22 protein-coding genes and 2 tRNA genes are annotated in these 24,387 nt (G+C 63.5%); 15 read left to right on the top strand and 9 right to left on the bottom strand.

Translation table 11 applies throughout. From position 1 onward, the window contains the following. Window positions 1-62: 62 nt before the first annotated feature. Window positions 63-139: transfer RNA gene (locus NKG59_RS14065), tRNA-Arg, on the bottom strand. 115 nt (window positions 140-254) lie between these two features. Here NKG59_RS14065 and greB point away from each other — a divergent pair. Beyond that, entirely contained in the window at window positions 255-818 is a 564-nt protein-coding gene (gene greB, locus NKG59_RS14060) for a transcription elongation factor GreB (protein ID WP_253537853.1), read from the top strand. Window positions 819-827: 9 nt separating this feature from the next. Here the strand turns inward: greB and NKG59_RS14055 are convergent, their stop codons facing one another. Beyond that, complete coding sequence (locus NKG59_RS14055; RefSeq protein WP_253537850.1) at window positions 828-1,661, bottom strand: EamA family transporter; 834 nt, start codon at window positions 1,659-1,661, stop codon at window positions 828-830. 148 nt (window positions 1,662-1,809) lie between these two features. Between NKG59_RS14055 and gcvA the strand changes: the two genes are divergently transcribed. From gcvA to NKG59_RS14040, 3 genes are all read left to right on the top strand, one after another. Further along, on the top strand, window positions 1,810-2,745 hold the full coding sequence (gcvA, locus tag NKG59_RS14050) for a transcriptional regulator GcvA (RefSeq protein WP_253537849.1): 936 nt from the start codon (window positions 1,810-1,812) through the stop codon (window positions 2,743-2,745). A 74-nt stretch (window positions 2,746-2,819) separates the two neighbouring features. Beyond that, a complete protein-coding gene (locus tag NKG59_RS14045) occupies window positions 2,820-3,230 on the top strand; it encodes a YXWGXW repeat-containing protein (protein ID WP_045206145.1) in 411 nt (136 codons plus the stop codon). 104 nt (window positions 3,231-3,334) lie between these two features. Continuing rightward, on the top strand, window positions 3,335-3,640 hold the full coding sequence (locus NKG59_RS14040; protein WP_045206146.1) for a hypothetical protein: 306 nt from the start codon (window positions 3,335-3,337) through the stop codon (window positions 3,638-3,640). Between the two features lie 7 nt (window positions 3,641-3,647). Here the strand turns inward: NKG59_RS14040 and NKG59_RS14035 are convergent, their stop codons facing one another. Further along, complete coding sequence (locus tag NKG59_RS14035; protein WP_253537846.1) at window positions 3,648-4,682, bottom strand: extracellular catalytic domain type 1 short-chain-length polyhydroxyalkanoate depolymerase; 1,035 nt, start codon at window positions 4,680-4,682, stop codon at window positions 3,648-3,650. Between the two features lie 303 nt (window positions 4,683-4,985). Here NKG59_RS14035 and lysM point away from each other — a divergent pair, with 303 nt between their 5' ends. The 9 genes from lysM to NKG59_RS13990 all read left to right on the top strand — a co-directional run bounded on the left by lysM (window position 4,986) and on the right by NKG59_RS13990 (window position 14,001). Beyond that, window positions 4,986-5,471 carry a peptidoglycan-binding protein LysM gene (gene lysM, locus NKG59_RS14030; protein WP_253537843.1) on the top strand — a complete coding sequence of 162 codons (486 nt, stop codon included), beginning with the start codon at window positions 4,986-4,988 and terminating at the stop codon, window positions 5,469-5,471. A 306-nt stretch (window positions 5,472-5,777) separates the two neighbouring features. Further along, complete coding sequence (locus tag NKG59_RS14025) at window positions 5,778-6,788, top strand: thiamine pyrophosphate-dependent dehydrogenase E1 component subunit alpha (RefSeq protein ID WP_253537839.1); 1,011 nt, start codon at window positions 5,778-5,780, stop codon at window positions 6,786-6,788. A gap of 32 nt (window positions 6,789-6,820) precedes the next feature. Continuing rightward, on the top strand, window positions 6,821-7,894 hold the full coding sequence (locus tag NKG59_RS14020; RefSeq protein ID WP_253537836.1) for an alpha-ketoacid dehydrogenase subunit beta: 1,074 nt from the start codon (window positions 6,821-6,823) through the stop codon (window positions 7,892-7,894). Then, on the top strand, window positions 7,891-8,142 hold the full coding sequence (locus tag NKG59_RS14015) for a lipoyl domain-containing protein (protein WP_253537833.1): 252 nt from the start codon (window positions 7,891-7,893) through the stop codon (window positions 8,140-8,142). Before NKG59_RS14020 ends, NKG59_RS14015 begins: the two co-directional genes overlap by 4 nt. Beyond that, window positions 8,139-8,849, top strand: a complete 711-nt coding sequence (locus NKG59_RS14010) for a dihydrolipoamide acetyltransferase family protein (RefSeq protein ID WP_253537831.1) — start codon at window positions 8,139-8,141, stop codon at window positions 8,847-8,849. The genes NKG59_RS14015 and NKG59_RS14010 overlap by 4 nt, the downstream gene beginning before the upstream one ends. After that, window positions 8,849-9,631: a lipoate--protein ligase family protein gene (locus NKG59_RS14005; RefSeq protein ID WP_253537827.1), complete on the top strand. Its 783-nt coding sequence runs from the start codon at window positions 8,849-8,851 to the stop codon at window positions 9,629-9,631. Before NKG59_RS14010 ends, NKG59_RS14005 begins: the two co-directional genes overlap by 1 nt. A 74-nt stretch (window positions 9,632-9,705) precedes the next feature. Continuing rightward, the gene (locus NKG59_RS14000) at window positions 9,706-10,278 is read left to right on the top strand and encodes a gluconate 2-dehydrogenase subunit 3 family protein (protein WP_253537823.1); all 573 of its coding nucleotides are present in this window, start codon (window positions 9,706-9,708) and stop codon (window positions 10,276-10,278) included. Between the two features lie 33 nt (window positions 10,279-10,311). After that, on the top strand, window positions 10,312-11,892 hold the full coding sequence (locus NKG59_RS13995) for a GMC family oxidoreductase (RefSeq protein WP_253537820.1): 1,581 nt from the start codon (window positions 10,312-10,314) through the stop codon (window positions 11,890-11,892). Between the two features lie 153 nt (window positions 11,893-12,045). Continuing rightward, window positions 12,046-14,001 carry a sigma-54-dependent Fis family transcriptional regulator gene (locus NKG59_RS13990; RefSeq protein ID WP_253537817.1) on the top strand — a complete coding sequence of 652 codons (1,956 nt, stop codon included), beginning with the start codon at window positions 12,046-12,048 and terminating at the stop codon, window positions 13,999-14,001. A gap of 142 nt (window positions 14,002-14,143) precedes the next feature. On the opposite strand, the gene NKG59_RS13985 is transcribed toward NKG59_RS13990, so the two are convergent. The 3 genes from NKG59_RS13985 to pepN form a co-directional block, all read right to left on the bottom strand. Next, a tRNA-Thr gene (locus NKG59_RS13985) sits at window positions 14,144-14,219 on the bottom strand. Window positions 14,220-14,295: 76 nt separating this feature from the next. Then, window positions 14,296-15,312 carry a class 1 fructose-bisphosphatase gene (locus NKG59_RS13980; RefSeq protein ID WP_045206148.1) on the bottom strand — a complete coding sequence of 339 codons (1,017 nt, stop codon included), beginning with the start codon at window positions 15,310-15,312 and terminating at the stop codon, window positions 14,296-14,298. Window positions 15,313-15,358: 46 nt separating this feature from the next. Then, complete coding sequence (pepN, locus tag NKG59_RS13975) at window positions 15,359-18,061, bottom strand: aminopeptidase N (protein WP_253537813.1); 2,703 nt, start codon at window positions 18,059-18,061, stop codon at window positions 15,359-15,361. Between the two features lie 154 nt (window positions 18,062-18,215). Between pepN and NKG59_RS13970 the strand changes: the two genes are divergently transcribed. Then, window positions 18,216-18,860: a DUF4136 domain-containing protein gene (locus NKG59_RS13970; protein ID WP_253537809.1), complete on the top strand. Its 645-nt coding sequence runs from the start codon at window positions 18,216-18,218 to the stop codon at window positions 18,858-18,860. A gap of 293 nt (window positions 18,861-19,153) precedes the next feature. Next, entirely contained in the window at window positions 19,154-21,475 is a 2,322-nt protein-coding gene (locus tag NKG59_RS13965) for an NADP-dependent malic enzyme (protein ID WP_253537806.1), read from the top strand. A gap of 98 nt (window positions 21,476-21,573) precedes the next feature. Here NKG59_RS13965 and NKG59_RS13960 read toward each other — a convergent pair whose 3' ends face one another. The 3 genes from NKG59_RS13960 to puuE all read right to left on the bottom strand — a co-directional run bounded on the left by NKG59_RS13960 (window position 21,574) and on the right by puuE (window position 24,279). Next, window positions 21,574-22,644, bottom strand: a complete 1,071-nt coding sequence (locus NKG59_RS13960) for a porin (protein ID WP_253537803.1) — start codon at window positions 22,642-22,644, stop codon at window positions 21,574-21,576. Between the two features lie 151 nt (window positions 22,645-22,795). After that, window positions 22,796-23,320, bottom strand: coding sequence for a 2-oxo-4-hydroxy-4-carboxy-5-ureidoimidazoline decarboxylase (gene uraD / locus NKG59_RS13955; protein WP_253537801.1), 525 nt, complete (start codon window positions 23,318-23,320; stop codon window positions 22,796-22,798). After that, window positions 23,317-24,279, bottom strand: coding sequence for an allantoinase PuuE (puuE, locus tag NKG59_RS13950; protein ID WP_253537797.1), 963 nt, complete (start codon window positions 24,277-24,279; stop codon window positions 23,317-23,319). Before puuE ends, uraD begins: the two co-directional genes overlap by 4 nt. Window positions 24,280-24,387: the final 108 nt, after the last annotated feature.

Genomic DNA, 24,387 nt, shown 5'->3' with positions numbered 1-24,387 from the left:
CGGATGCGGGCAAAAGAAAAGGGCTTCCATTTCTGGAAGCCCTTTTCGTTCTCGTATTAGGTTGGTGCGGCTGGCAGGATTCGAACCCACGACCCCTTGGTTCGTAGCCAAGTACTCTATCCAACTGAGCTACAGCCGCAACCGAGAAATGAGATTATACAGAGATTTTCGGTCTTGTGAACCCCCTTCTTCACTTTTTCTTCGAGAGGGACCAACTTTCTATAATGGAGCCTTGATCCACCGTGGCTTCCATCATGAACAAGGCTTTCGTCCGGGAAGATTCCGGCGATGACGAAGACGATCTGCCCGAGGGCGCTGCGCCCTTGCCGCCGGGTTCCAAGAACTACATCACGCCAGCGGGCTACGAGCGCCTGCGCACCGAGCTGATGCACCTGATCGACACGGAGCGACCCGAAGTGGTTGGCATCGTGTCGTGGGCTGCATCCAATGGCGATCGCTCTGAGAACGGCGACTACATTTACGGCAAGAAGCGCCTGCGCGAGATCGATCGTCGCATCCGTTTTCTCACGCGCCGTATCGAGAAGGCGGAGGTGGTCGACGCCAGCTTGCAGGGCGACAACGATCAGATCTTCTTTGGTGCGACGGTCACCTACGTCAACCAGCGTGGTGATGAGACTACCGTCACCATCGTCGGCATGGATGAGGTCGATCTGGATATCGGGTATGTGAGCTGGATCTCGCCGATTGCGCGTGCGCTCATCAAAGCGCGCGAGGGCGATACGGTGCCGCTGCGTACACCCACCGGCGTCGAGCAGATCGACATCCTCGAGGTCAAATATCCGCCGCGCTCAGCCTGAGTTTTGTACTCAAGCCGGGTGCCCCAGGCAGTAAGCGCCGAAGGCGATCACCGAGCAGGCGGACAGACGCCGCGCCGTGAGCGATTCCTTCAGGAAGAGTCGGCCGAGCAGCGCGGCAAACACCACCGACGTTTCGCGCAGGGCTGAGACGGGCCCCATGGGCGCGAGCGTCACGGCCCAGATGACGATGCCGTACGCGATGAGCGAGACCACGCCGCCGCCAAACGTCTTGAGCGTGGTGGCGTCTCGCAGGTCGATGTTCAACGGGCCTTTCCACCCGCGATAGAGCAGTACCATCGGCAGACCGTCGAGCATGAACAGCCATGCCGAGTACGCGTTTGCATTGCCTGCTGCTCGCGCGCCGATACCATCGCACACCGTGTAGCACGCGATGAATACGCCCGTGGTGAGCGCCGCCAGCGTCGAGCCAAGGTCGGCCTTCCGGCCCCGCGCCAAACTGAGAATGCCGCCGCTTACCAGCACCACGCCCGCCAGCGCAATCACACCCGGCATTTCGCCCGCAAACAGCGCGGCGCCCATCGTTACCAGCAGCGGCGATGATCCGCGTGCAATCGGATACACCTGCCCGAACTCGCCAAACCGATACGCGCGTGCGAGGAACACGTTGTAGCCAACGTGCAGCACTGCGGATAGCGCAACATACGGCCAAGCGGCCGGCGCGGGCAACGGCAACGCAATCGCCATCGGTATTGCCGCCACGCCCGAGGCCAACGTCATCAACGTGATGGCGCGCAGGCGGTCGGAGCCGCTTTTCAGCAACGCATTCCACGAAGCGTGAAGCAGGGCGGCGCAGAGAACCAAGGCGATAACGGCGGGGGTCACGGTGACGATGTGCGTGAAGTGAGAATCGGGTCGATTTTTCTCACTCGATGCTGTGTCAGCGAGAGCAAGAAGGCGCCAGCGTAGCGCCGTAAAGTGTGGTCAACAATCGATATATACTGACTCGATCTGTGCAAAAAACTCACGCGACATGCGCCAGTTGCCCCCTCTGAATGCCGTGCGTGCCTTTGAATCGGCGGCGCGCCATCTGAGTTTTACGCGTGCGGGCGAGGAACTGAATGTCACGCATGGCGCGGTCAGCCGTCAGGTTCAGGCACTGGAGGCGTGGCTGGGTGTGTCGTTGTTTCGCAGGCTGAATCGGCGAGTGGAGCTGACCGATGCGGGCCAGCGCTACCTTGCCGAGATTGGCGTAGCGCTTGATCGCATCAGCACGGCCAGCCAGTCGCTGCGCGACCGCGATGCTGTGCGCATCCTCCGTGTGAACAGCATCCCAACGTTCACGATGCGCTGGCTGATTCCACGGCTGTCGACGTTTCAGATGCGCTTTCCGCGCGTGGAGGTTCGGCTGACCACGTCCATCGAAGAGATCGAAGACTTGCCCGACCATTTCGACGTGATTATCCGTGGCGGGCCGGAGATTCATGCGGGCTTTCAATCGGGACGCTTTCTGGACGAGAGCCGCTTTCCGGTGTGCAGCCCGGTGTTGCTGGAGCGCTTGCCGTTGTCGGCCCCGTCCGACTTGCGGCATCACACGCTGCTGCATTCGGACACGCTGCCTTCGGTGTGGCCCAGCTGGCTGGTGCTGGCAGGTGTGCCGAACCTGCGGCCCGCGCATGCGCTCACGTTCGAGCACTTCTATCTGTCGATTCAGGCCGCCATCGATGGGTTGGGTGTCGCGATGGGCCCATCGGCGCTCATCGCGGATGACCTGGAGGAGGGGCGTCTTGTGGCGCCGTTCCCAAATCTCTCGCTGGTCGCACGCAGTTACTACTGGTACAGCCCTGCGCGCAATCTTTGTGACGAAGTGGTACAGGCGTTTTGCGCGTGGCTGGGCGAGGAACGACCGCAACGTCACGCAAACGTGAACACGTTTCCGCCCTCCGGTAACGGAGGTAACGCCGCGTAACACCCTAGAGGCGACGGCAAAACCCGATGCTACGATCCATTCAAGTTCGATTGGTTTGAGAAGGAGGTCCTCACATGAAGAAGAACGCATGGATTCTCGCTGCATGCTTGGCGGCTGCCGGTGTGGCCGGATCGATCGCTTTGCCTGCACAGGCACAAGTGTCGATCGGCGTGCAGATTGGCCCGACCTACGCGCCGCCGGCGCCTCAGTACGAGCCTGTGCCGGTCTTGCAGCCGGGCTACGTATGGGTGCCGGGTTACTGGCAATGGCGCGATGGCCGCTATGTGTGGCGTCGCGGCTATCGTGAACATGGCCGACCGGGTTACCACTGGCGCGAGCCGCGTTGGGAGCAGGGTCCGCACGGCTGGCAGATGCGTGACGGTGGCTGGGATCGCGGCGACGACGGCCGCTGGCATGGCCGTGGCCGGGATCGCGACGACCGCTACCACTGCCCCCCGGGCCACGCGCGCAAGGGCGAATGCTGATGATGCAACGACAGGCCGGTCATGTACCGGCCTGTTTTTTGCAGGTAAGTCTGTCGATGCCGCAACCGCCAAGTGAGAAGTTGCGGCGTCTTCCGGGAGGCAACATGACAATGGAATCGAATTGGCGCACCGAGCTGTACAAAGACTTCGACGTCTACGTACTGGCCATTCCCCGTGCCGAGCGCAAATCGGACAACGGCGGGCAGGGGCCCACGCAGTGGGATTTTGTCGTGCGCATCTGCGAGTCCGGCGCGGATCCGACGGCCGTCGAAACGCTCGTCGCCCACTCGCATGACGAGCGCCCGCTGCCCACGCGCGAAGCCGCCGAAGATGCCGGCCTTACGCGCGGCTATGGCTTGATCGATGAATTGCTGGGACGCAACCCCGTCCAGCAGTCGATTGATCTCTGACGCGCGCTTACGCCGCCAGCGCTGTGTCGCGAACGTGCCGGCGCGCGAATTGCCACCAAAGCCACGTCGAGTCGGGCCCCGGCGCGTGGAAGGCATAGCGCGGGTCGCCGCCGCTCCAGGCGTGGCCCGTGGCGGTGAGTTGGCACAGGCTGACGATGCATTCGCCATCACGCATGTCGTTGCGCAGGACATAGCCCTCGCCGCGCGTGGTTTGACGTGAGACGTTGCCCCCATCGCCCAGATGATTCAGTGCGCGGAATTGCGCGGCCAACTGCGCCTGGTTGGCGGGGTTGACGGCCTCGTCGCGCAGGCCGTGCAGAAGCATCGTCGGCATGCCGGGGTAGGTGGCCACGTTCACCACGCTTGAGAGCGCCTCGACAGCGTCGACGCGGGCCCCGCGACGCATCAGGTTCAATGCAGACGCCGGTGAGCGTGCCACGCCCAAGGCCGGGCCAGAGTGCAGTGCCAACGCGGCGAACAGTTTCGGATGACGCAATGCCATCAGGCCGGCCAATCCCGCGCCGGCTGACAAGCCTGCCAGGTACACACGCGAGGGGTCTGCGCCAGTTTGTGCCAAGGTTTGTTCGATCAGTTGGGCAATGCCATCGGCCTCGCGCGCGCCGGCGTGCTCCGGGTCATACCAATGCCAGCAACATTGCGGATGCGCGCGGCGCGGCTGTTCCGGATACAGCACGATAAAGCCCTCGCGATCTGCCAGTGCGTTCATGCGTGTGCCATGCGCCAGCACTTCTGCCGATTGCTTGCAGCCATGCAGCATCACCATCAGGGCGGGCGGCTTGCCGCCGCGTGTAGGCGGTGTGTAGAGCCAGTATTCCGGCCGGCGCGCCACCACGGCGGGCGACTCAGGTTCGTAGATGAACTGTTCGCGCACGAAGGTTCCCTGGGTGGGCGTGGGGCGTACGCGGCGCGGGTTATCGCGGCGTGCGGTTGGCTTGGGCGGCTTGACCGGTTTGGGCGGCCATGACTGGCGGCCAAAGCCCGGCGTGGTCAGGGCGTCGACTAGCCGGGTGATGGATTTCATCCAAGTACGGTGCATGGCGGCGGAAATGGGCGCGGATGAGGACGATGGTGCCCGTGCTCTCCGAAGGGCCGCAAGTGGTTTCGATGTTGGTAAGACAGTGTGCCAGTGATTTTGTTGCGTTGCAGCATTCAAAGTGGGTGAAGCGCCTCTTGAACGCCTTATCGGGCCGCAAAGTTTGCAATTGCGCGTGAGACTGTCATGGAGACACCGCAGGTGAGCGGCTACACTGCCGCGACGGGCGAGCCCGACTGGGGCACGCCCTTCTGCTTTCCCGTTCCCCGTTGTGTACTTATGGAGGTCGTTATGGGTTTTTTTGACTTCATCAAAGAGGCTGGCGAGAAGCTCTTCCACGGCAGCGCTGCCGCCGCGCCGGCCGATGCATCGGCGGATGCCGCCGCCGCCAAGGCAGCCGACGATGCCAAGGGCCAAGCCATCCAGGACTACATCGCGCAGCAGGGCCTGAGCGCCACGGCGCTGTCAGTGCAGGTTGAAGGCGATGCTGCCAAGGTATTTGGCGTAGCGCCCGACCAAGCCACGCGCGAAAAGATCATCCTGTGCTGCGGCAACGTCGAGGGCATCAAGTCGGTGGATGACCAGATGTCGGTCAACACCGAGTCGGAAGAATCACAATGGCACACCGTGGAGCGCGGCGACACGCTTTCGGCCATCGCCAAGAAGTTCTACGGCGATGCCAACAAGTACCCCGCCATTTTCGAAGCCAACAAGCCGATGCTGTCGAATCCGGACAAGATCTATCCGGGGCAGAAGCTGCGCATTCCGGCGGCGTGATCTGTCTGGCGGTTGCATCAAGACAAAGGGCCTTCGGGCCCTTTTTCTTTTGCTCATGCATGACGGTTGAGTGAGACATCTGTCGCATTCACTGCGACGTCTGTCTCGTTCGGCAGCGCTTTGCCGAGACGCCTCCAGGTGCTCGGCCATCTGCGCTGCAACACCGCAATCCCTTGCGCCGAAAGGCTTTGTGGGAGTTTTCCATGCACGCTTGCTGCGTGCCCTCGCAGCTGGCACCCCTCTTGCAATTCCCGGACAGCCGGCACAGCAGCCGGACACCGATACGAAAGCAAGAGGAGACTTTGCATGGACCCGACACCGCAACATCTTCTGTGGATGTACGAGAAGATGATCGAGATTCGCCAGTATGAAGAGGCCATGGCGAAGGTCTATCTGGAAGGCAAGCTGCCCCCGAAAATCCAGAAGGGCCTGGCCTTTGATATTGGCGCCGGCCCTGTGCCTGGCGAGATGCACCTGTCGGCAGGTCAGGAACCGGTAGCGGTGGGCGTGTGTGCGCATCTGCGGCCCGAAGACACCGTGGTCGGCCCGCACCGCGCCCACCATTTCGCCATCTCCAAGGGCGTGCCCCTGGATGAAATGACCGCCGAAATCTTCGGCAAGGCAACGGGCCTTGGCCGCGGCAAGGGCGGCCACATGCACCTGTTTCACCCGGAGACCAAGTTCTCGTGCAGCGGCATCGTTGGCGCGAGCATGCCGCAGGCCTGCGGCGCTGCGCTGGCTGCGCGCAAGCTGAACAAGGACTGGGTGGCCGTTGCGGTGTTTGGCGAGGGCGCGGCCAACCAGGGCGCGTTTCATGAATCGCTGAATCTGGCCGCGCTTTGGAAGCTGCCCGTCGTCTTCATCTGCGAAGACAACAAGTACGGCATTTCTGTCGAGAAAGCCGATTCGACGTCCGTGCCTTCCAACGATGTACGAGCTGCCGGCTACGGCATGCCTGGCGTGCTGGTGGACCGCAACGACGCCGTGGCCGTGTATCACGCGGCCGGCGAGGCCGTCGCCCGCGCGCGCCGCGGCGAGGGCCCGACGCTCATCGAGGTCAAGACCGATCGCTACCTCGGGCACTTCCAGGGCGATCCGGAAACCTACCGCCCGAAGGACGAGGCGAAGCATCTGCGCGAGTCCGACCCCATCAACCTGCTCGGCAACAGTCTGCGCGCTTCGGGGCTGCTCGATGACGACGCGGACACCGCGCTGCGGGCCGCCATCGCGGCGCGCATTGATGCGGCCTACGAGTTCGGCCGCAACAGCCCATACCCCGATCCGAGCGAGGCGCTGGATCACGTTTTCGTTCACTAAGCAGCCCCTGCGGCCATCACAGGAGACTCACCATGCAAGCCTCACAAGGCGCGGCGCAGGGCGCGCGCACCCTCACCATGGCGCAGGCCATTTCAGAAGCGATCGGCCAGGAAATGGAACGCGACCCGCGTGTCTTTGTCATGGGCGAAGACATCGGCAAGTACGGCGGCATCTTCAGCGCCACCACCGGGCTGCTCGACCGCTTCGGGCCGGATCGCATCATGGACACGCCGATTTCGGAGACGGCGTTTATCGGCGCGGCGCTCGGCGCGGCGGCAGAAGGGCTGCGCCCCATTGCCGAGCTGATGTTCGTGGATTTCTTCGGTGTGTGCTTTGACCAGATCTACAACCACCTGGCGAAGAACACCTACATGTCCGGTGGCCGTGTTGCGCTGCCCGCGGTCATCACGACCGGCATCGGCGGGGGCTATAACGATGCGGCCCAGCACTCGCAATGCCTGTACGCCAGCTTTGCCCACATGCCGGGCATGAAGGTGGTCGTGCCGTCCAACGCGTATGACGCCAAGGGTCTGATGACCCAGGCCATCCGCGACGACAACCCGGTCATCTTCTGCTACCACAAAGGCATCATGGGCCTGTCGTGGATGTCCTATTTCGAGGGCAGCACGAACGCGGTGCCCGAGGAGGCCTACGCGATCCCCTTCGGGCAGGCCCGCGTGGCGCGCGAAGGTCGCGATGTGACCATCGTCACGCTCTCGCAGATGGTGCAGAAGTCGCTGCTTGCAGCAGAGCAACTCGCCGCCGAGGGCATCGATGTCGAGGTGATCGACCTGCGCACCATCGTGCCGCTCGACCGCCAGGCCGTGCTGCGCTCGGTGGCCAAGACAGGCCGTCTGCTGGTGGCAGACGAGGATTACCTGAGTTTCGGCCTGTCGGGCGAGATTGCCGCCATCGTCGCGGAGAACCTCGACACCGTGGCATTGCGCGCGCCCGTGCGGCGGCTGGCAGTGCCGGATGTGCCCATCCCGTATTCCCGTCCGCTCGAGCAGTTCGTCATTCCACAGGTCGACAGCATCGTCGCCCAGGTGCGTGCACTGGTGCAGCACCAACCCGTTTCCTATTCACTCAAGCGAGAAGCAGCATGATCGACATCGTGATGTCCGACGCCGTCTGGCAGGACGTTGAAGACGGCACCGAGGCCCTGTTGCAGGATTGGCTGGTCAAGCCCGGCGATGCAGTGACCGCGGGCCAGGCACTGGCGGTGGTCGAACTGGTCAAGGCCACGCATGAGGTGGCAGCGCCTGCCGATGGCGTTGTCGCTGCGCTGGAGGTGGCCGCGCAGGACACCTTTGGACGCGGCGCCGTGCTCGCGCGGCTGGAGCCGAAAGCATGAGTCAGTCCCTGGCTTTCGTGCCCGATGCCGGCGAGCGTCGTGTCGTGCCGCTTGCCGGCATGCGCGGTGCCATCGCCCGCGCCATGAGCGCCGCCTGGCAGGTGCCGCGCGTGGCGCAGTCGATCGAGGTGGATGCGTCACGGCTGGAGGCCGCAGTGCAGGCTCTGCAGCAGCAACTCGGGCCGCAGTGCAAGGTCACGCTGACGGCATTCGTGCTGCGTGCGGTGGCGTTGACGCTGCGCGAGCATCCGCGCCTGAACGCACGCCTGCAGGAGAAAGAGATCGAGCTGATGCCCGAGGTCAACATCGGCCTGGCCGTCAGCCTGGACGAAGGGCTGATGGTGCCGGTGCTGCGCAATGTCGATACGCAGTCAATTGCCGACATTGCTGCCGAAAGCCGCCGGCTGGCCGCAGGCGCCCGCGCTGGCACGCTGTCGGCCGGCAGCTATCAGCACGGCACGTTCACCGTGACCAATCTCGGCATGACGGGCATCGACAGCTTCACGCCCATCATCAATGTGCCGCAGGTTGCCATCCTCGGGGTGACGCGCGTTGCCAAGCGGGTGGTGGTCAAGGACGACTGCATCGTGATCGCGCCAATGATGGGCTTGCATCTCATCTTCGATCACCGCGCGGTGGACGGCTACCCGGCCGCACGCTTCCTGACCGATCTGAAGACGCGGCTAGAAACTCTCGAAGGCCTGTGATGCTCGCGCCCGACTTTCTCTCCGACGGAATCCACTGCGCAGAAGAGCAGGAGTGGAATCGCGCGCAACTTGCGCAACCGGTGCTGCGGCCGGCGGTGCGGCTGTGGACGTATGCGGGGCCCGGTGTCGTCCTGGGCCGTGCGCAGGCGGCCTTGCATCCGGGCATGGCAGGCGGTGCCACGCCGGTGGTTGTGCGCGACGCTGGAGGTGGCGCCGTGCTGGCCGGGCCCTGGATGTTGTCGGCGTCGATCGTGCTGCCCGCCGATCACCCGCTGGTGGCGGGCACCGGCACGGTGTCGAGCTACCGATGGTTGGGCGTGCTGCACGCAGGGCTGCTGCGAGATCTCGGCATTCCCGCCTACGCGGTGCCGCCCGAGGAACTGCAGATGACGCCGCCGGCGCGATCGCTCAAGTGGGCCTGCTTCGGTTCGCTGTCGCCGTGGGAGGTGGTGGTCGGGCAACGCAAGATCGTCGGCCTCGCGCAGGTACGTCGGCGTACGGGTGTGCTGCTGACGTGCGGCACGCTCATCTCGCCGCCCGACTGGCCGCTGCTGTGCGCGGCATTGGGGGCGAATCCGGCGGATGCCCAGCGCCTGCAGGCCTGCACGACGTCCTGCACCGAGCAGCTGGGTGCGCCGCTGCTGACGACCGTACTGGCCGAAGGTCTGCAACACATGCTCGTCGATGTGCTTGGCGAGCATGAGCCCACGAATGAATCCAGTCATTCCCGCCGCGTGCCGCATCCGACGCAGGTAACTCGGTCTGCCACAGCAGGCCCGTGAGCTGGCGGTCAACGTTGTGCATTTCAACAAGATAAGGCGCGCGCTGTGCGCGCCCGATAACGGAGGCAACCAACATGAAACCCACGCCAGCCGCTGGCTCTGCCATGCGTGTTTTGGACAAGCAACCCAAGGTGTCGCGACGCGGCTTTCTGCGCGGTGGCGGCCTGGCCGCCATCAGCGTCACGGTCGTCCCCGCGGCCATGGCGGTCACCAAGGATGTGGTGGTCGAGCAGAGCTTTTCTCGTCTAGGCACCGTCATCGGCAAGACGCTGGTGCGCATGGCGCGCGACATCTATCCGCACGACAAGCTGGCCGAGAAGTTCTACGTGGAGGCGGTCGCGCCCTATGACGCGGCCGCAGGCAAGGACCCCGCAGTGAAGGCGCTGCTGATCGATGGCGTGCACGACCTGGACCAACGCGCCAGGCAGCGTTATGGCGTGCCCTATGCCCAGGTGAAGACCGAGAACGAACGTGTGGCGCTGCTCAAGGACATCGAGTCCACGCCCTTCTTCAAGAAGGTGCAGGGCGATCTGGTCACCGGCCTTTACAACAACAAGAAGCTATGGCCGCTATTCGGCTACGAAGGCTCGTCGTGGCAGAAGGGCGGTTACTTGCACCGCGGCTTTGACGACATCGACTGGCTCTAAGCCTCGGCACATAAAAAAACGGAGACAACCATCATGACGGATCAGGCAAAGTTTTCCCTCGACGACGACAGCGTCGTCGTGATCGTCGGCTCGGGTGCGGGCGGCGGCACGCTGGCCAACGAGCTGGCGCAGCGCGGTGTCAAATGCGTGGTGTTGGAAGCGGGGAAGCACTACACGCAGGCCGATTTCGAGAACGACGAATGGGCCATGTTCAACAAGATTTCGTGGCTGGACAAGCGCATCTCGGCAGGCGGTTGGCACCACACCAAGACATATCCGAACCTGCCTGCCTGGATCGTGAAGGGCGTGGGTGGTTCCACGGTGCACTGGTCGGGTGTGGCACTGCGTTTTCAGGAACACGACTTCCACACCAAAACCACTTATGGCGCCATCGACGGGGCCAACGTGCTGGATTGGCCCATCACGCTGTCCGAGCTTGAGCCGTATTACGAACTGGCCGAGAAGAAGATGGGCGTGTGCGGCACCAAGGCCAGCGGCTTGCCCCCCATGCCGCCGAACAACCACTACAAGGTGATTGAAGCAGGGGCAAAGAAGGTCGGCTACAAGCACATCGTGCGTCCGGCTGCGTCGAACTCCGAGCCGTACGACGGCCGCCCTGGCTGCATGCAGATCGGTTTCTGCATGCAGGGCTGCAAGATCGGCGCGAAATGGTCGACGCTCTACACCGAAGTGCCGCGCGCCCAGGCCACGGGCAATGTCGAACTGCGGCCCGAGTCGATGGTGCTGCAGATCCAGCATGACAAGCAGGGCCGTGCCAATGGTGTGCTCTATGTCGACAGCAAGGGCCGCAAGCAGCTGCAAAAGGCGCGGGTGGTCTGCGTGGCGGGCAACTCCATCGAATCGCCGCGGCTGCTGCTCAACTCGGCGTCGAGCATGTTCCCCAATGGGTTCGCAAATTCGTCAGGCCAGGTGGGCAAGAACTACATGAACCACGCGACGGCGGCGGCGGTGTCGATCCACAAGAAGCCGGTCTACATGTATCGCGGCTTTGACATCGCGGCGGTGGTGGCCGATGAGGTGCCGCTGAATACCAAGCGCGGGTTTGTCGGCGGTTATTACCTCGAAGGCCTGGCCATTCATCTGCCGTACACGGCGGCGTTCATGAAACCGGGCGGCTGGGGGCGCGATTTCACATCGGCCATGGAGATGTACGACCACATGAGCTGTGTATGGGTCTGCGGTGAAGATCTGGCTCGTGGGCAGAACACCATTACGCTGCACCCCACGGAGAAAGACCAGTACGGCCTGCCCATTCCCATCGTCACCAAGACTTATCACGAAAACGACGAAAAGATCACCGCGCACGGCCTGGTGCAGTGGCGCAAGGTGTCCGAGGCGGTGGGCGCGACGCGCGTGATCGACATGCCTGCCTATCCGGCCAGCCACAACATGGGCACCAACCGCATGAGTGCGAAGGCGAGCGACGGCGTGGTCAACCGCTGGGGCCAGGCGCACGATGTGAAAAACCTGTTCATTTCGGACGGCAGCCAGTTCACGTCCAGTTCGGCGGCCAACCCGACGCTCACCATCGTTGCCCTGGCGATCCGGCAGGCCGAGTACATTGCCGGGGCATTGAACCGGAGGGAAATCTAAGCCAGCCAACCTGATTGCCCTTGCGTTGCCGTTACGTTGCGACAACTGGGTAAATCGATTAGCGTAGAACCGCATCTGCCCTCGCTCCAATGCCGGCAAAGACCGGCAGCGTGGGCTTCGCACCCTTCAAATGCGGCGGCTAAGGAGACAGTCGTGCAGCAAAAAGCACACCGCGCACATATCGAGCGGCTGCTCGCGTTCTCGCAGCAGCCGGGCGAGGCGCAGGGCGTCATCGAGCGCTCATGGCGGCGCTGCCTGGACGACTACGGCCGCGACCCGAGTCGCCCCACACCCGCCTACATCGTGGAGGCACAGCGCCTGCGCGAGCACAAGGATCAGATCGAGGACTTCCTGAGCGTCGCGCGTACCGGCATGGAGCAGCTCTACAAGCGTGTCTCCGGCCTCGACTACGTGCTGCTGCTGACCGATGCCTACGGCGTCACGGTCGACTTCATCGGCAACGACAACCTGGATCGTGAACTCAAGCGTTCTGGCCTGTATCTGGGGGCGGATTGGAGTGAGTCGCGCGCCGGTACCTGTGCGGTCGGCACATGTATCGTCGAGCAGGCCCCTGTGACGTGCCATCAGACCGATCATTTCGACGCATGCCACATCACGCTCACCTGTAACAGCGCGCCGTTGTTTGACCCGACTGGCAACTTCCTGGGCGTGCTCGATGTGTCCGCTCTCAGTGCGCCGGCGCCGCGCGAAGGGCAGCACCTCGCGCTGCAGATGACCGCCATGTACGCGCAGAAGATCGAAGATGCGAACTTCCTGCGTTATTTCCGCGACCAGTGGATCCTGCGGCTTGGGTCAACGTGGTCGCTGGTGGATGTGGATAGCGAAATCATGGTCGCCTTCGATGCCAACGGAGTGATTCGCGGCATCAACAGCGGCGGCCGGCGCAAGCTGCGGCTCGAGAGCGATCCGCACGCCGACGTACGTGGCCATCTGCTTACCGAAGTGTTTCGCGAAAACATGAGCGAGCTGTGGCGCATCGCCCGTGCGGGCACGTCATCCGAGCGCACGGCGATTCGGATGTTCGACCACGGGCTGTATTACGCGACAGGGATCCCGCCGCGCGGCGCGCCCGGTAAGCCGTCTATGCCGTCGGCGTCGGCCTCTGCGCCGCTGCTGCCCAGCCCCGAGGCCAGTGCTGCCCTGGAGGCACTGGGCGCCGACGATCCGCAGATGCAGCGGTTGATTCTGCAGGCCAAGCGCCTTGCCAACAAGCCGCTCAACATCCTCGTGCAAGGCGAGACAGGCACCGGCAAGGAAGTCTTGGCCAAGGCTTTGCACACCGCGAGCGAGCGTCGCAGCAAGGCGTTTGTTGCGGTCAATTGCGCCGCCATTCCCGAATCGCTGATCGAGAGCGAGCTGTTCGGCTACACGCCTGGCACCTTCACCGGCGCCCGCAGCAAGGGCATGCGCGGCCTGATCGCGCAATCGGACGGCGGTACGCTGTTCCTCGACGAAATTGGCGACATGCCTCTGCATCTGCAGAGCCGCCTGTTGCGTGTGCTGTCCGAACGCGAGGTGATGCCGCTGGGCTCGGAAAAGCCGACTCCGGTCGACCTGCGCGTGATTGCCGCCTCGCACCGTGATCTGCGTCAGTTGATTGCCGAGCAGCGCTTCCGTGAGGATCTCTACTACCGGCTATGCGGCGCAACGCTGCACCTGCCGACACTGCGCGAGCGCTGTGACAAGGACTACCTGATCGCGCGGATCGTCGAAGAAGAAGCGCGCCAGCTCGACATGCAGGCGCAACTGGCGCCGGCCGCGCTGGCGGTGCTGCGCAGCTACCCGTGGCAGGGCAATGTCCGGCAGTTGCGCAACGTGCTTCGCTTTGCGCTTGCCATGAGCGACGACGGCCTGATTGAAGTTGACGCATTGCCGCCGGAGGTTCTCGAAAGTACGACGGACGGTGCGGCGGGCCAAGCTTCAATTGCGGCGGATATCGCGCCCGACAACGAGCGGGAAATCCTGTTGGCTGCGCTGCGCCGGAACAAATGGCGTATCACCCACGTTGCGCAGGAGCTTGGCATCGCCCGCGCGACGGTCTATCGGCAGATGGACCGGTTCGGGATCGTCGCGCCGAATCAGCAATAGGCTGAGGTACTGCGAGAGCCAAGGACGCTTGTTCCGGAGGGGGGGGGTGAGTTGATGTCCGCTGTAGCGGACTCCGCAGTACACCAGAATTACGCCCAAAAAGACAAAACCCAAGCACTGGCTTGGGTTTTGAATGATGTCCTGGTGCCGCTGACCGGAATCGAACTGGTGACCTTCGCATTACGAATGCGCTGCTCTACCGACTGAGCTACAGCGGCGTCGGAAACAGCGATTCTAACAGAACTTTTTGTCGCTCTGCAAGAACCGCTGGAACAACAGTCTTACGTGGTGTCGTTACGCCGTTTTCTTGGCGTCGAGGTGATATTGCGTGACGCGATCCACCTCGTTCTTTGACCCCAGAACCACCGCCACGCGCTGGTGCAGCTGTTCGGGCTGGATGTCCAGAATGCGTTGCTCGCCGTTGGTGGCCGCGCCGCCGGCCTGTTCCACCAGGAAGGCCATCGGGTTGGCTTCGTACATCAGGCGCAGCTTGCCGGCCTTGCCGGGCTCGCGCTTATCCCAGGGGTACATGAAGATGCCTCCGCGCGTGAGGATGCGATGCACGTCGGCCACCATCGAGGCGATCCAGCGCATGTTGAAATCCTTGCCGCGCGGGCCTTCGGTGCCGGCCAGGCATTCGTCGATGTAGCGGCGCACGGGTGGGGCCCAGTGGCGCATGTTCGACATGTTGATGGCGAATTCCTTCGTGTCGACCGGAATCTTCACGTCGCGGCTGGTGAGGACGAAGCTGCCGACTTCACGGTCCAGCGTGAACATGTGCACACCATTACCGACGGTCAGCACCAGCGTGGTCTGCGGGCCGTACACGGCGTAACCGGCAGCGACCTGCTTGGCACCGGGCTGCAAGAAATCGGCTTCGGTCACAGCCTGGCCTGCTTGGGGCATGTGCAGCACCGAGAAGATCGTGCCGATCGACACGTTCACGTCGATGTTGGACGAGCCGTCGAGCGGATCGAACAGCAGCAGGTATTCGCCCTTCGGATAGCGGTGCGGAATCTCATAGAACGATTCCATCTCTTCCGAGGCCATGGCGGCCAGGTTGCCGCCGTATTCGTTGGCTTCGAGCAGGACTTCGTTGGCGATCACGTCCAGCTTCTGCTGGGTTTCGCCTTGCACGTTGCCGGTGCCGGCCGAGCCGAGCACGCCGGCCAGCGCGCCCTTGTTGATGCTGTGCGAGATCGCCTTGCAGGCGCGCGCCACGACTTCGAGCAGCAGGCGCAGCTCGGCCGGGATGGTGTTGTGCTCGCGCTGCTCTTCGATCAGGTAGCGGGTGAGGTTGATGCGCTTCATGGGTTCTCCTGAGACGGGCGCGATTTTACGATACAAGCGGTGACATTCAGGCCAGCGCCTTGCCGACGATCTCACGCACATCGCGCGAGAGGCTCGGATGTGCCGCCACGCGCTTGAGCGCGTCCTGCATGGCGTCGCGCAGTGTGGGCACGTATTTGCGCCAGCGGTCCAGCGCGCGTGCCAGGCGGGCGGAGACCTGCGGGTTGATGGCGTCGAGCGCGAGCACCTGCTCGGCCCAGTAGGCATAGCCGGAACCATCGGCGGCGTGGAACTGCGCGGGGTTGCCCGAGCAGAAGCTGAAGATCAGCGAGCGCGCGCGGTTCGGGTTGCGCAGCGTGAAGGCCGGATGGGCCATCAACGCGCGCACGGTGGCCAGCGTCGGCTTGCCGGCGGCGCCCGGCTGCATGGCTTGCAGCGAGAACCACTTGTCGATGACGAGGGCATCGTCGGCAAAGCGCGTGTAGAAATCGGCCAGTGCGGCTTCGCGGCCCGGGGCATAGCTGGTGACCATCGCGGAGAGGGCGCCCATGCGGTCGGTCATGTTGGTGGCGCGGGCATATTGCTGTTCGGCCAGGGCCAGCGCCTCGGGGGCTTCGGTTTCCACCAGATAGCCGAGGGCAATGTTCTTGAGCGCGCGCTTGCCTGCAGACACAGCATCGGGCGAGTAGGCGCCTTCGGTCTGGTTGTCTTGATAGGCGCGCAGCAGTTCCGCGTTGAGCTTTTCTGCCAGCGTGCGGCGCAGCGTGCGGCGGGCGGTGTGGATGGCAGCCGGATCGGCCACGTCCATGCGCTCGGCCAGATAGCCTTCGGCCGGCAGGATCAGCATCTGCTCGCGGAAGGCCGGATCAAGCGAGGTGTCGGCGACCACGGCACGCAGGGCTTCGACCAGCGCCGGATCAACCACCGGCGCGCGGCCGTGCTGGATGTCGGTCACCATGCGCAGCAGCGTGTCGGTGGCCAGGCGCTGGCCGGCTTCCCAGCGATTGAACGGGTCTGAATCGTGCGCGAGCTGGAACGTGAGCTGCTCGGTCGTATAGCCGTATTCGACGACTACCGGCGCCGAGAAATTGCGCAGCAGCGAGGGCAACGGCGCTTCGGCCACATCTTCGAAGACGAAGGTCTGCTTGGTTTCAGTGAAGTCCAGTACGCGCGTGGTCACGGGCGAGGGCGATGTGGCATCGCCACGCAAACGCAGCGGCAAATCGTGGCCCTGCTTGTCGATCAGCCCGATCGCAAACGGAATGTGGAACGGCTGCTTCTGGATGCCGCTGGTGGTCTCGATGCCGACCGGCTCGCAGCGCTGGCGCAGCGTGAGCGTGTAGGTGTGCGTGGCCGCATCGTAGTGACCGTCAACGGCCACGATCGGCGTGCCGGCCTGGCTGTACCAGCGGCCGAATTGCGAGAGGTCGCGGCCGTTGGCATCGGCCATGGCCGCGCGGAAGTCGTCACAGGTGACAGCCTGGCCATCGTGGCGCTGGAAGTACAGGTCCATGCCCTTGCGGAAGCTGTCGCGGCCGAGCAGGGTCTGGTACATGCGCACGACTTCCGCGCCTTTTTCGTACACCGTGACGGTATAGAAATTATTAATCTCTTCGTAGCTGTCGGGCCGCACCGGGTGGGCCATCGGCCCGGCATCTTCCGGAAACTGCGCCTGCCGCAGCACGCGCACATCTTCGATGCGCTTCACGGCACGGGCGCTGGCTGCGGCGGCTTCGTTACCGGCGGCTGCGGCCATGTCGGCGGAGAATTCCTGATCACGGAACACGGTCAGGCCTTCCTTCAGGCTCAGCTGGAACCAGTCGCGGCAAGTGACGCGGTTACCCGTCCAGTTGTGAAAGTATTCGTGGCCGACCACCGATTCGATATTGGCGAAATCCACATCGGTCGCCGTCTCGGCATTGGCCAGCACGTATTTCGTGTTGAAGATGTTCAGGCCCTTGTTTTCCATCGCGCCCATGTTGAAGTCGCCTACGGCGACGATCATGAAGCGGTCGAGATCCAGCTCCAGGCCGAAGCGGCGTTCGTCCCAATGGATCGAGTGGATGAGCGAATCCATTGCGTGGCGCGTCTTGCCCAGGTCTTGCGCTTCCACCCACACCTGCAGCAGTTTCTCCTTGCCCGAGGCGGATTGAATGCGCTCTTCGATGCACTGCAGCTTGCCCGCCACCAGCGCAAACAGATACGACGGCTTTTTGAACGGGTCGTGCCACACGGCTTCGTGGCGGCCGTCCGGCAGGTCGCGCTCCGACATGAGATTGCCGTTGGACAGCAGCACCGGATAGTCCGCTTTCGATGCGCGCAGCGTGACGGTGTAGACCGTCATCACGTCCGGGCGGTCGAGGAAGTAGGTGATCTTGCGAAAGCCTTCGGCCTCGCACTGCGTGAAGAAGTTGCCGTTGGAAACGTACAGGCCCATCAGCGACGAATTGGCTGCGGGATTGCAGTAGGTGGTGAGTTCCAGGGTGAAGCTGGTGCCAACATCGGCCGGCACGGCATCGATGGTGAGGGTGTCGCCCGAGACTTGCAGGCCGGACAGCGCTTTACCGTCGACGGTTGCGGCGGCCAGTTCCAGCCCTTCACCCACCAGCACGAGAGGCTTGCCGGCGTCTGTGCGCGTCATGCGCATGCGGTTGACGACGCGGGTGCGCTCGGGCACGAGATCGATCTCCAGGGCCACTTCGTCAATGCGGAAAGCGGGCGCGGTGTAGTCCTTGCGGTAAATCGTGACGGCGGTATCGGTGCGCAACATCGGTAACATCCTCGTAGAGGTACGCAAAAGGCCATTGTACTCAGGCCCTTGGCGGGAATCTTCCGCGCAGGGCGTCACTCTGAGTAACAGAGTGCCCGCAGCCCGCTTCCGGGGCCCGCGACCATCTGTCTGATTGAGAGTAGGGGGATTTTCTATGTGGAAATGGATCAAGACATCGGGCGTCTGGCCGATGGCTGGCGCCCTGATGGCGGCCAGCCTGCTGGCGGGCTGCGCGAGCACGGTCACCAGCCAGGTGACGGCGTTCCGGCAACCCGGCTGGACCGATAACCCGCCGCGCACCTATGCCTTCGAGCACACCGCAGCGCAGCAAAATGATCTCGAACGCCAGACCTACGAGGCCTGGACATCAGACCAACTGGCCGTCCACGGCTTTACCAGCGTGCCGCGCGCCAGCGCGCGCTATCTGGTCCGCCTGGACTATTCGACCTCCACGCGCCTCGTGCAGGTGCGCCAGCCCGTGTACCCGGATCCGTATTGGGGACCGGGGCCCTGGGGGCCATGGCGTAGTCCTTGGGGGCCCTGGGGCCCGTGGGGGCCGCAATATGTGGATACCAACGTGCAGGTGCCGTTCTATGCCTATCACGTGGAAATTGACGAGGCAGCCACCGGTAAGCGCGTTTATCAGGTGACGGCGCAAACGCAGGGTGGGGATGGATCGCTGACGGCGGTGATGCCGTACCTGATACGCAGCGCATTTGCCAATTTCCCGGCGCCGAATGCGCAGCCCATCGTCGTAGAGCTGCCTGTTGATCCATCGGTGAAACCGGCACCCAAGTAGTGCGCCAGGGTGGGTTTTGGCCGACGGTCTACGTTAGAATGCATGACCTAATCTGTAGGCCGCCAGCCGTACCCCGCTTGAGCGTTGTCACTTCATCCCGTCTCGCGCCGACCGCCACCCCTGGCCGGCGCTGCCTCCGCCCCGTCGCTACCCTCTTGACGGTGCTGCGCAACGCGTGCGGCCTCACCCCCGGTTTCTCTTTGTTCCCACTGTTTTTTGCCACTTCGTCTCAGGGAGTTTCTGCCTGAGCGCATGTGCGCCATCTGCGGAACTCCCCATCAGGATTCATTGCTATGAACGACAAGCTTCACGACGCCTCGCCGGATTCCCAAGACCAAGGGGCCGAGGCCGAACTGCGCCGCGCGGCGTTTGAATACCACCGCGCCCCCACGCGCGGCAAGATTGAGGTGCGCCCGACCAAGGCGCTGATCAACCAGCGCGACCTGTCGTTGGCATATTCGCCTGGCGTGGCGTATCCGTGTACCGCGATTGAGCAAGACCCGTCGCTGGCGGCGGAGTACACCTCGCGCGGCAACCTCGTCGGCGTGATCACCAACGGCACCGCTGTGCTGGGCCTGGGCGACATCGGGCCGCTGGCCAGCAAGCCGGTGATGGAAGGCAAGGGCTGCCTGTTCAAGAAGTTTGCCGGTGTCGATGTGTTTGATATCGAACTGGCGGAGCGCGATCCGGACAAGCTGGTCGACATCATTGCCTCGTTGGAGCCGACGCTGGGCGGTATCAACCTCGAAGACATCAAGGCGCCCGAGTGCTTCTACATCGAGCAGAAGCTGCGTGACCGCCTGAACATTCCCGTTTTCCACGATGACCAGCACGGCACGGCGATCATCTCGTCGGCGGCGCTGCTCAACGGCCTGAAGGTCGTCGGCAAGGACATCGGCAGCGTAAAGGTGGCCGTGTCGGGCGCGGGCGCCGCGGCCATCGCCTGCCTGGACGTGATGGTGGGCCTGGGCGTCAAGCGTGAAAACGTCTACGTGGTCGATTCGAAGGGCGTGATCTATGTTGGCCGCGACGCCAAGATGGAGCCGAACAAGGCACGCTATGCGCAAGACACGTCGGCCCGTACGCTGGCCGACATCGTGCGCGATGCAGACGTGTTCCTCGGTTGCTCGGCCGCCGGTGTGCTGACCGCCGACATGGTCAAGACCATGGCTCCGAAGCCGATCATCCTGGCACTGGCCAACCCCGAGCCGGAAATCCGCCCGGAAGTGGCCAAGGCCGCGCGCCCGGACTGCATCATCGCCACGGGCCGTTCGGATTACCCGAACCAGGTCAACAACGTGCTGTGCTTCCCGTACATCTTCCGTGGTGCGCTCGACTGCGGCGCCACCAAGATCACGGAAGAGATGAAGCTTGCGTGCGTGAAGGCCATCGCGGAACTGACGGAAGCCGAAACGAACGACGCAGTGGCTCAGGCTTATGCCGGCCAGGACCTGACCTTCGGCCCGGATTACATCATCCCGAAGCCGTTCGATTCGCGCCTGATCGAGAAGATCGCACCGGCCGTCGCCAAGGCCGCGGAAGAGTCCGGCGTAGCCACGCGCCCGATCAAGGATCTGGATGCCTATCGCGCCCAGCTGAGCGACTTCGTGTATCACACGGGCCTGACCATGCGCCCGGTGTTCTCGGCCGCCAAGGCCAACCCGAAGCGCGTCGTGTACGCCGAAGGTGAAGAAGAGCGCGTACTGCGCGCCGTGCAGACGGTGGTCGACGAAGGCCTGGCCAAGCCGATCCTGATCGGCCGTCCGCACGTGATTGAAATGCGTATCCAGAAGGCGGGCCTGCGTCTGAAGCCGGGCGTGCATTTCGAGCTGGTGGACCCGGAAGACGACCGCCGCTATCACCAGTACCACACCGCTTACCACGAGCTGATGGGCCGCAACGGCGTGACGCCGGACATGGCGAAGTCGGCGCTGCGCCGTTCGAACACGCTGATCGGCGCACTGCTGGTGCGTCTGGGGGATGCCGATGCGCTGCTGTGCGGCACGGTCGGCCGCTTTGATGCCCACCTGGAACACGTGCGCGACGTGATCGGTCTGGCGCCGAACGCCAAGGTGTTCGCCGCCATGAACGGCCTGATGCTGGAGAAGCACACGCTGTTCATCACCGATACGTTCGTCAACGAGATGCCGAGCGCAGAAGAGCTGGCCGACATCACCAAGCTGGCGGCGGAAGAAGTGCGTCGTTTCGGCCAGGAGCCGAAGGTGGCGATGCTGTCGCACTCGATGTTCGGCTCGTCGAAAAACGCATCGGCCCGCCGCATGCGCGCGGCGTATGACCTGCTAAAGACCGAAGCGCCGAATCTGCAAGTGGAAGGCGAGATCCAGGGTGACGCAGCGTTGTCGGAAGACATCCGCCACCACTTCCTGCCGAAGAGCGCCTTCTCTGGCAGCGCAAACCTGCTGGTGATGCCCTCGCTCGACGCCGCCAACATTGCGTTCAACCTGCTCAAGATCACGGGCGGGCAGGGCGTGACGGTGGGGCCGATCCTGCTGGGCGCGGCCAAGCCGGTGCACATCCTGAACCCGTCGGCCACATCGCGCCGCATCGTCAATATGACGGCGCTGGCTGTGGCGGATGTGTCGGCTACGCGTTGATCGGTTGATCCGACTGTTGGGCCGCTGAAGATTCACGGCCCAAAAGAAAACGGCGCCTGGGGAAAGTCCAGGCGCCGTTTTTCTTTGCTGCCGACTGCTTAGAACTTTGCGCGGATGCCCACGCCGAAGGTGTCTGCCGAGCTCAGGTTCGTCACCTTGTCGCGCATGTACGCGGCGTACACATCGGTGCGTTTGGACAGCGAGTAGTCGTAGCCGACCGCCCAGGTGTTGCGCTTCACGTCAGCGGCACCCGAGGTTTTCGTGTACGCGTACGACGCCAGGATGCTGCCCGGGCCCACCGGCACCGACACGCCCAGTTGGCCGCCGTTGCTCTTCGCGTCGCCCGAGTTGATGGCGTTCTTGATGTACTGGTACTGGCCGTACACCTTGGCCACGCCAAAGTCGTACGTGGCGCCCAGCTGCGCGGCCGTCTGGCGCGAGAAGCCTGCCACCAGCGCGTTCAGGTCACCCGGCGCGCCGTCGAAGCGCACTTGCTGGAAGGCTGCCGTGGCCGCGAAGTTGCCATGGAAGTACAGGAAGTTGCCGCCCCACTTGTTCTGGCCATTGTGGCCGGCTTGCTCGCCCGCGCCGTAGATGAAGTTGGCGGTTAGACCGTTGAAGTCCGGCGTGGAGTACATGATCGAGTTGTTCCAGCCCGAATCCCCCACCAGACCCGAGATGCCGCCGGGGCCGCTCAGGCCGTTGCCGAGATAGGTGTGGAACACCATCGGCGAGAACGTGTACGAATCGATGAACGGGTTGAACAGGATCGTCGAGACAAAGTACGGCGGCGTCAGGCGGCCGAGCTTGATCGAACCCCACGAGCTCGATTGCAGGCCCACGAACGAGTTGCGGGCGAAGAACGTGTCGCCGTCAAAGCGACCGTACTTGCCGGTGTCCGGGCGGAAGAACGCTTCCAGCGTGAAGATCGCCTTCAGGCCGTTGCCCAGATCTTCGCTGCCCTTCATGCCCCAGTACGAGGTCGACATACCGCCCGAGTTGACGCCCCAGGCGCGATCCGATGCGCCCAGGCTCTTGGTGGCGCCGGCCCAGGCGTCCACCTGGCCGTACAACGTGACGGACGATTGCGCTTGCGCACCGGCACTTGCTGCCCCCAGTGCCGATGCCACTGCCAGCGCGGCCACGCCACGCTTGAATTTCGACTGCATTGCTACCTCCTTTGTTGTTGAAGATCACTGCGGGTTGCGCCGCATTCTTTGATGCGGTCGCAGGCCGGCTGGTCAGGCTCCATGCCGATCGGTGTCCCATGCCCCATGACACCGCGCCCACAGCGTTGTTTTTGCTGATGAACCTGAAAAATCAGTTTGCTGCTATCAAGTCGGTCAAGCGGAAACCTGCGATGCGATGAATCTGTTCGAGCGACGTGCGCATCTCGGTATCGCGGTCGTTCTCCACACGCTTGCTGAAGTTCTCGATGATTCCGTGGCGGTCATAGCCGCGCACCGCCAGGATGAACGGGAAGCCGAACTTCTCGTTGTACTGGGTGTTGAGCGCCTGCAGGCGCGCAAACTCTTCCGGTGTGCACAGGTTCAAGCCCGCGCCGCTTTGTTCGCGCGTCGACTCGGCGGTCAGTTCACCGCGCACGGCGGCCTTGCCGGCCAGCTCCGGGTGGGCGCGCACCAGCTTGAGCTGAGGCTCAATGCCGGCGGTATCCACGGCATTGCGCATGGCGGCCGCGAGCGCCTCGGCCGAAGCAAACGGGCGCTGCGTGGCGGCCTGTTCAGCAACCCACGGCGAGTGCTCGTAGATGCCACCCAGGACTTGCACGAACTGCACTGCGTCCATGCTGTTGAGTTGCGAGAGGGTGTAGGTGGTCTGGCTCATACTGCGGTGCTCAAAACGGGTTGCTTTGCATACGGATGGTTCTGGATCCAGTGCTGCGCGATGTCGATGCGCCGGCAGATCCACACCTTGTCGTGCGATTGCACGTAGTCAAGGAAGCGCTGCAGCGCGCGGAAACGCCCTGGGCGACCCAGCAGGCGGCAGTGCATGCCGATCGACAGCATCTTCGGCTGCGCGAGCCCGTTGGGATCGCCTTCTTCGTACAGCACGTCGAAGGCGTCTTTCAGGTACTGGTAGAAGTGGTCGGCCGTGTTGAAGCCCTGCGGGCTGGCGAAGCGCATGTCGTTGGTGTCGAGCGTGTACGGCACCACCAGGTGCGGCTTGCGCTCGCCAGACGAGGTTTGGACTTCGGTCCAGAACGGCAGGTCGTCGCCGTAGTAGTCGGCGTCGTAGGCAAAGCCGCCGTGCTCGACCACCAGGCGGCGCGTGTTGGGGCTGTCGCGGCCGGTGTACCAGCCAAGCGGCGCATTGCCAGTCAACTCGCGGATGATCTCGACGCCGATGCGCATGTGCTCGCGCTCGGTGGCTTCGTCGATGTTCTGGTAGTGGATCCAGCGCCAGCCGTGACAGGCGATTTCGTGGCCCAGATCAACGAAGGCCTGGGTCAGGTCCGGATGGCGCTGCAGGGCCATCGACACACCGAAGATCGTCAGCGGCAGGCCGCGCTTTTCAAACTCGCGCAGGATGCGCCAGGCGCCTGCACGCGAGCCGTATTCGTAGATGCCCTCCATGCTCATGTGGCGGTCGGGGTAGGCCGCAGCGCCAATGATTTCGGAGAGGAACTGCTCGGAGCCGGCGTCACCGTGCAACACGCAGTTTTCACCGCCTTCCTCGTAGTTGAGGACGAACTGCAGTGCTACGCGCGCGCCGCCCGGCCAATTGGCGTTGGGCGGGTTCTTGCCGTAACCGATGAGATCGCGCGGATAGTTATTGTTTGTCATGGTTTTTTCATGTCGAGGAGACTTCATACAACACCGGTCAGACCGTGGAATGCGGCTTTCCAAATTCACGACATCACAGCGGCGTCATGAACAAGAGAAAGCACCATC

Source organism: Ralstonia chuxiongensis (genome assembly GCF_024158925.1).
GTDB classification, from domain to species: Bacteria; Pseudomonadota; Gammaproteobacteria; order Burkholderiales; family Burkholderiaceae; genus Ralstonia; species Ralstonia chuxiongensis.
This window is presented reverse-complemented; position numbering and strand designations above follow the sequence as displayed.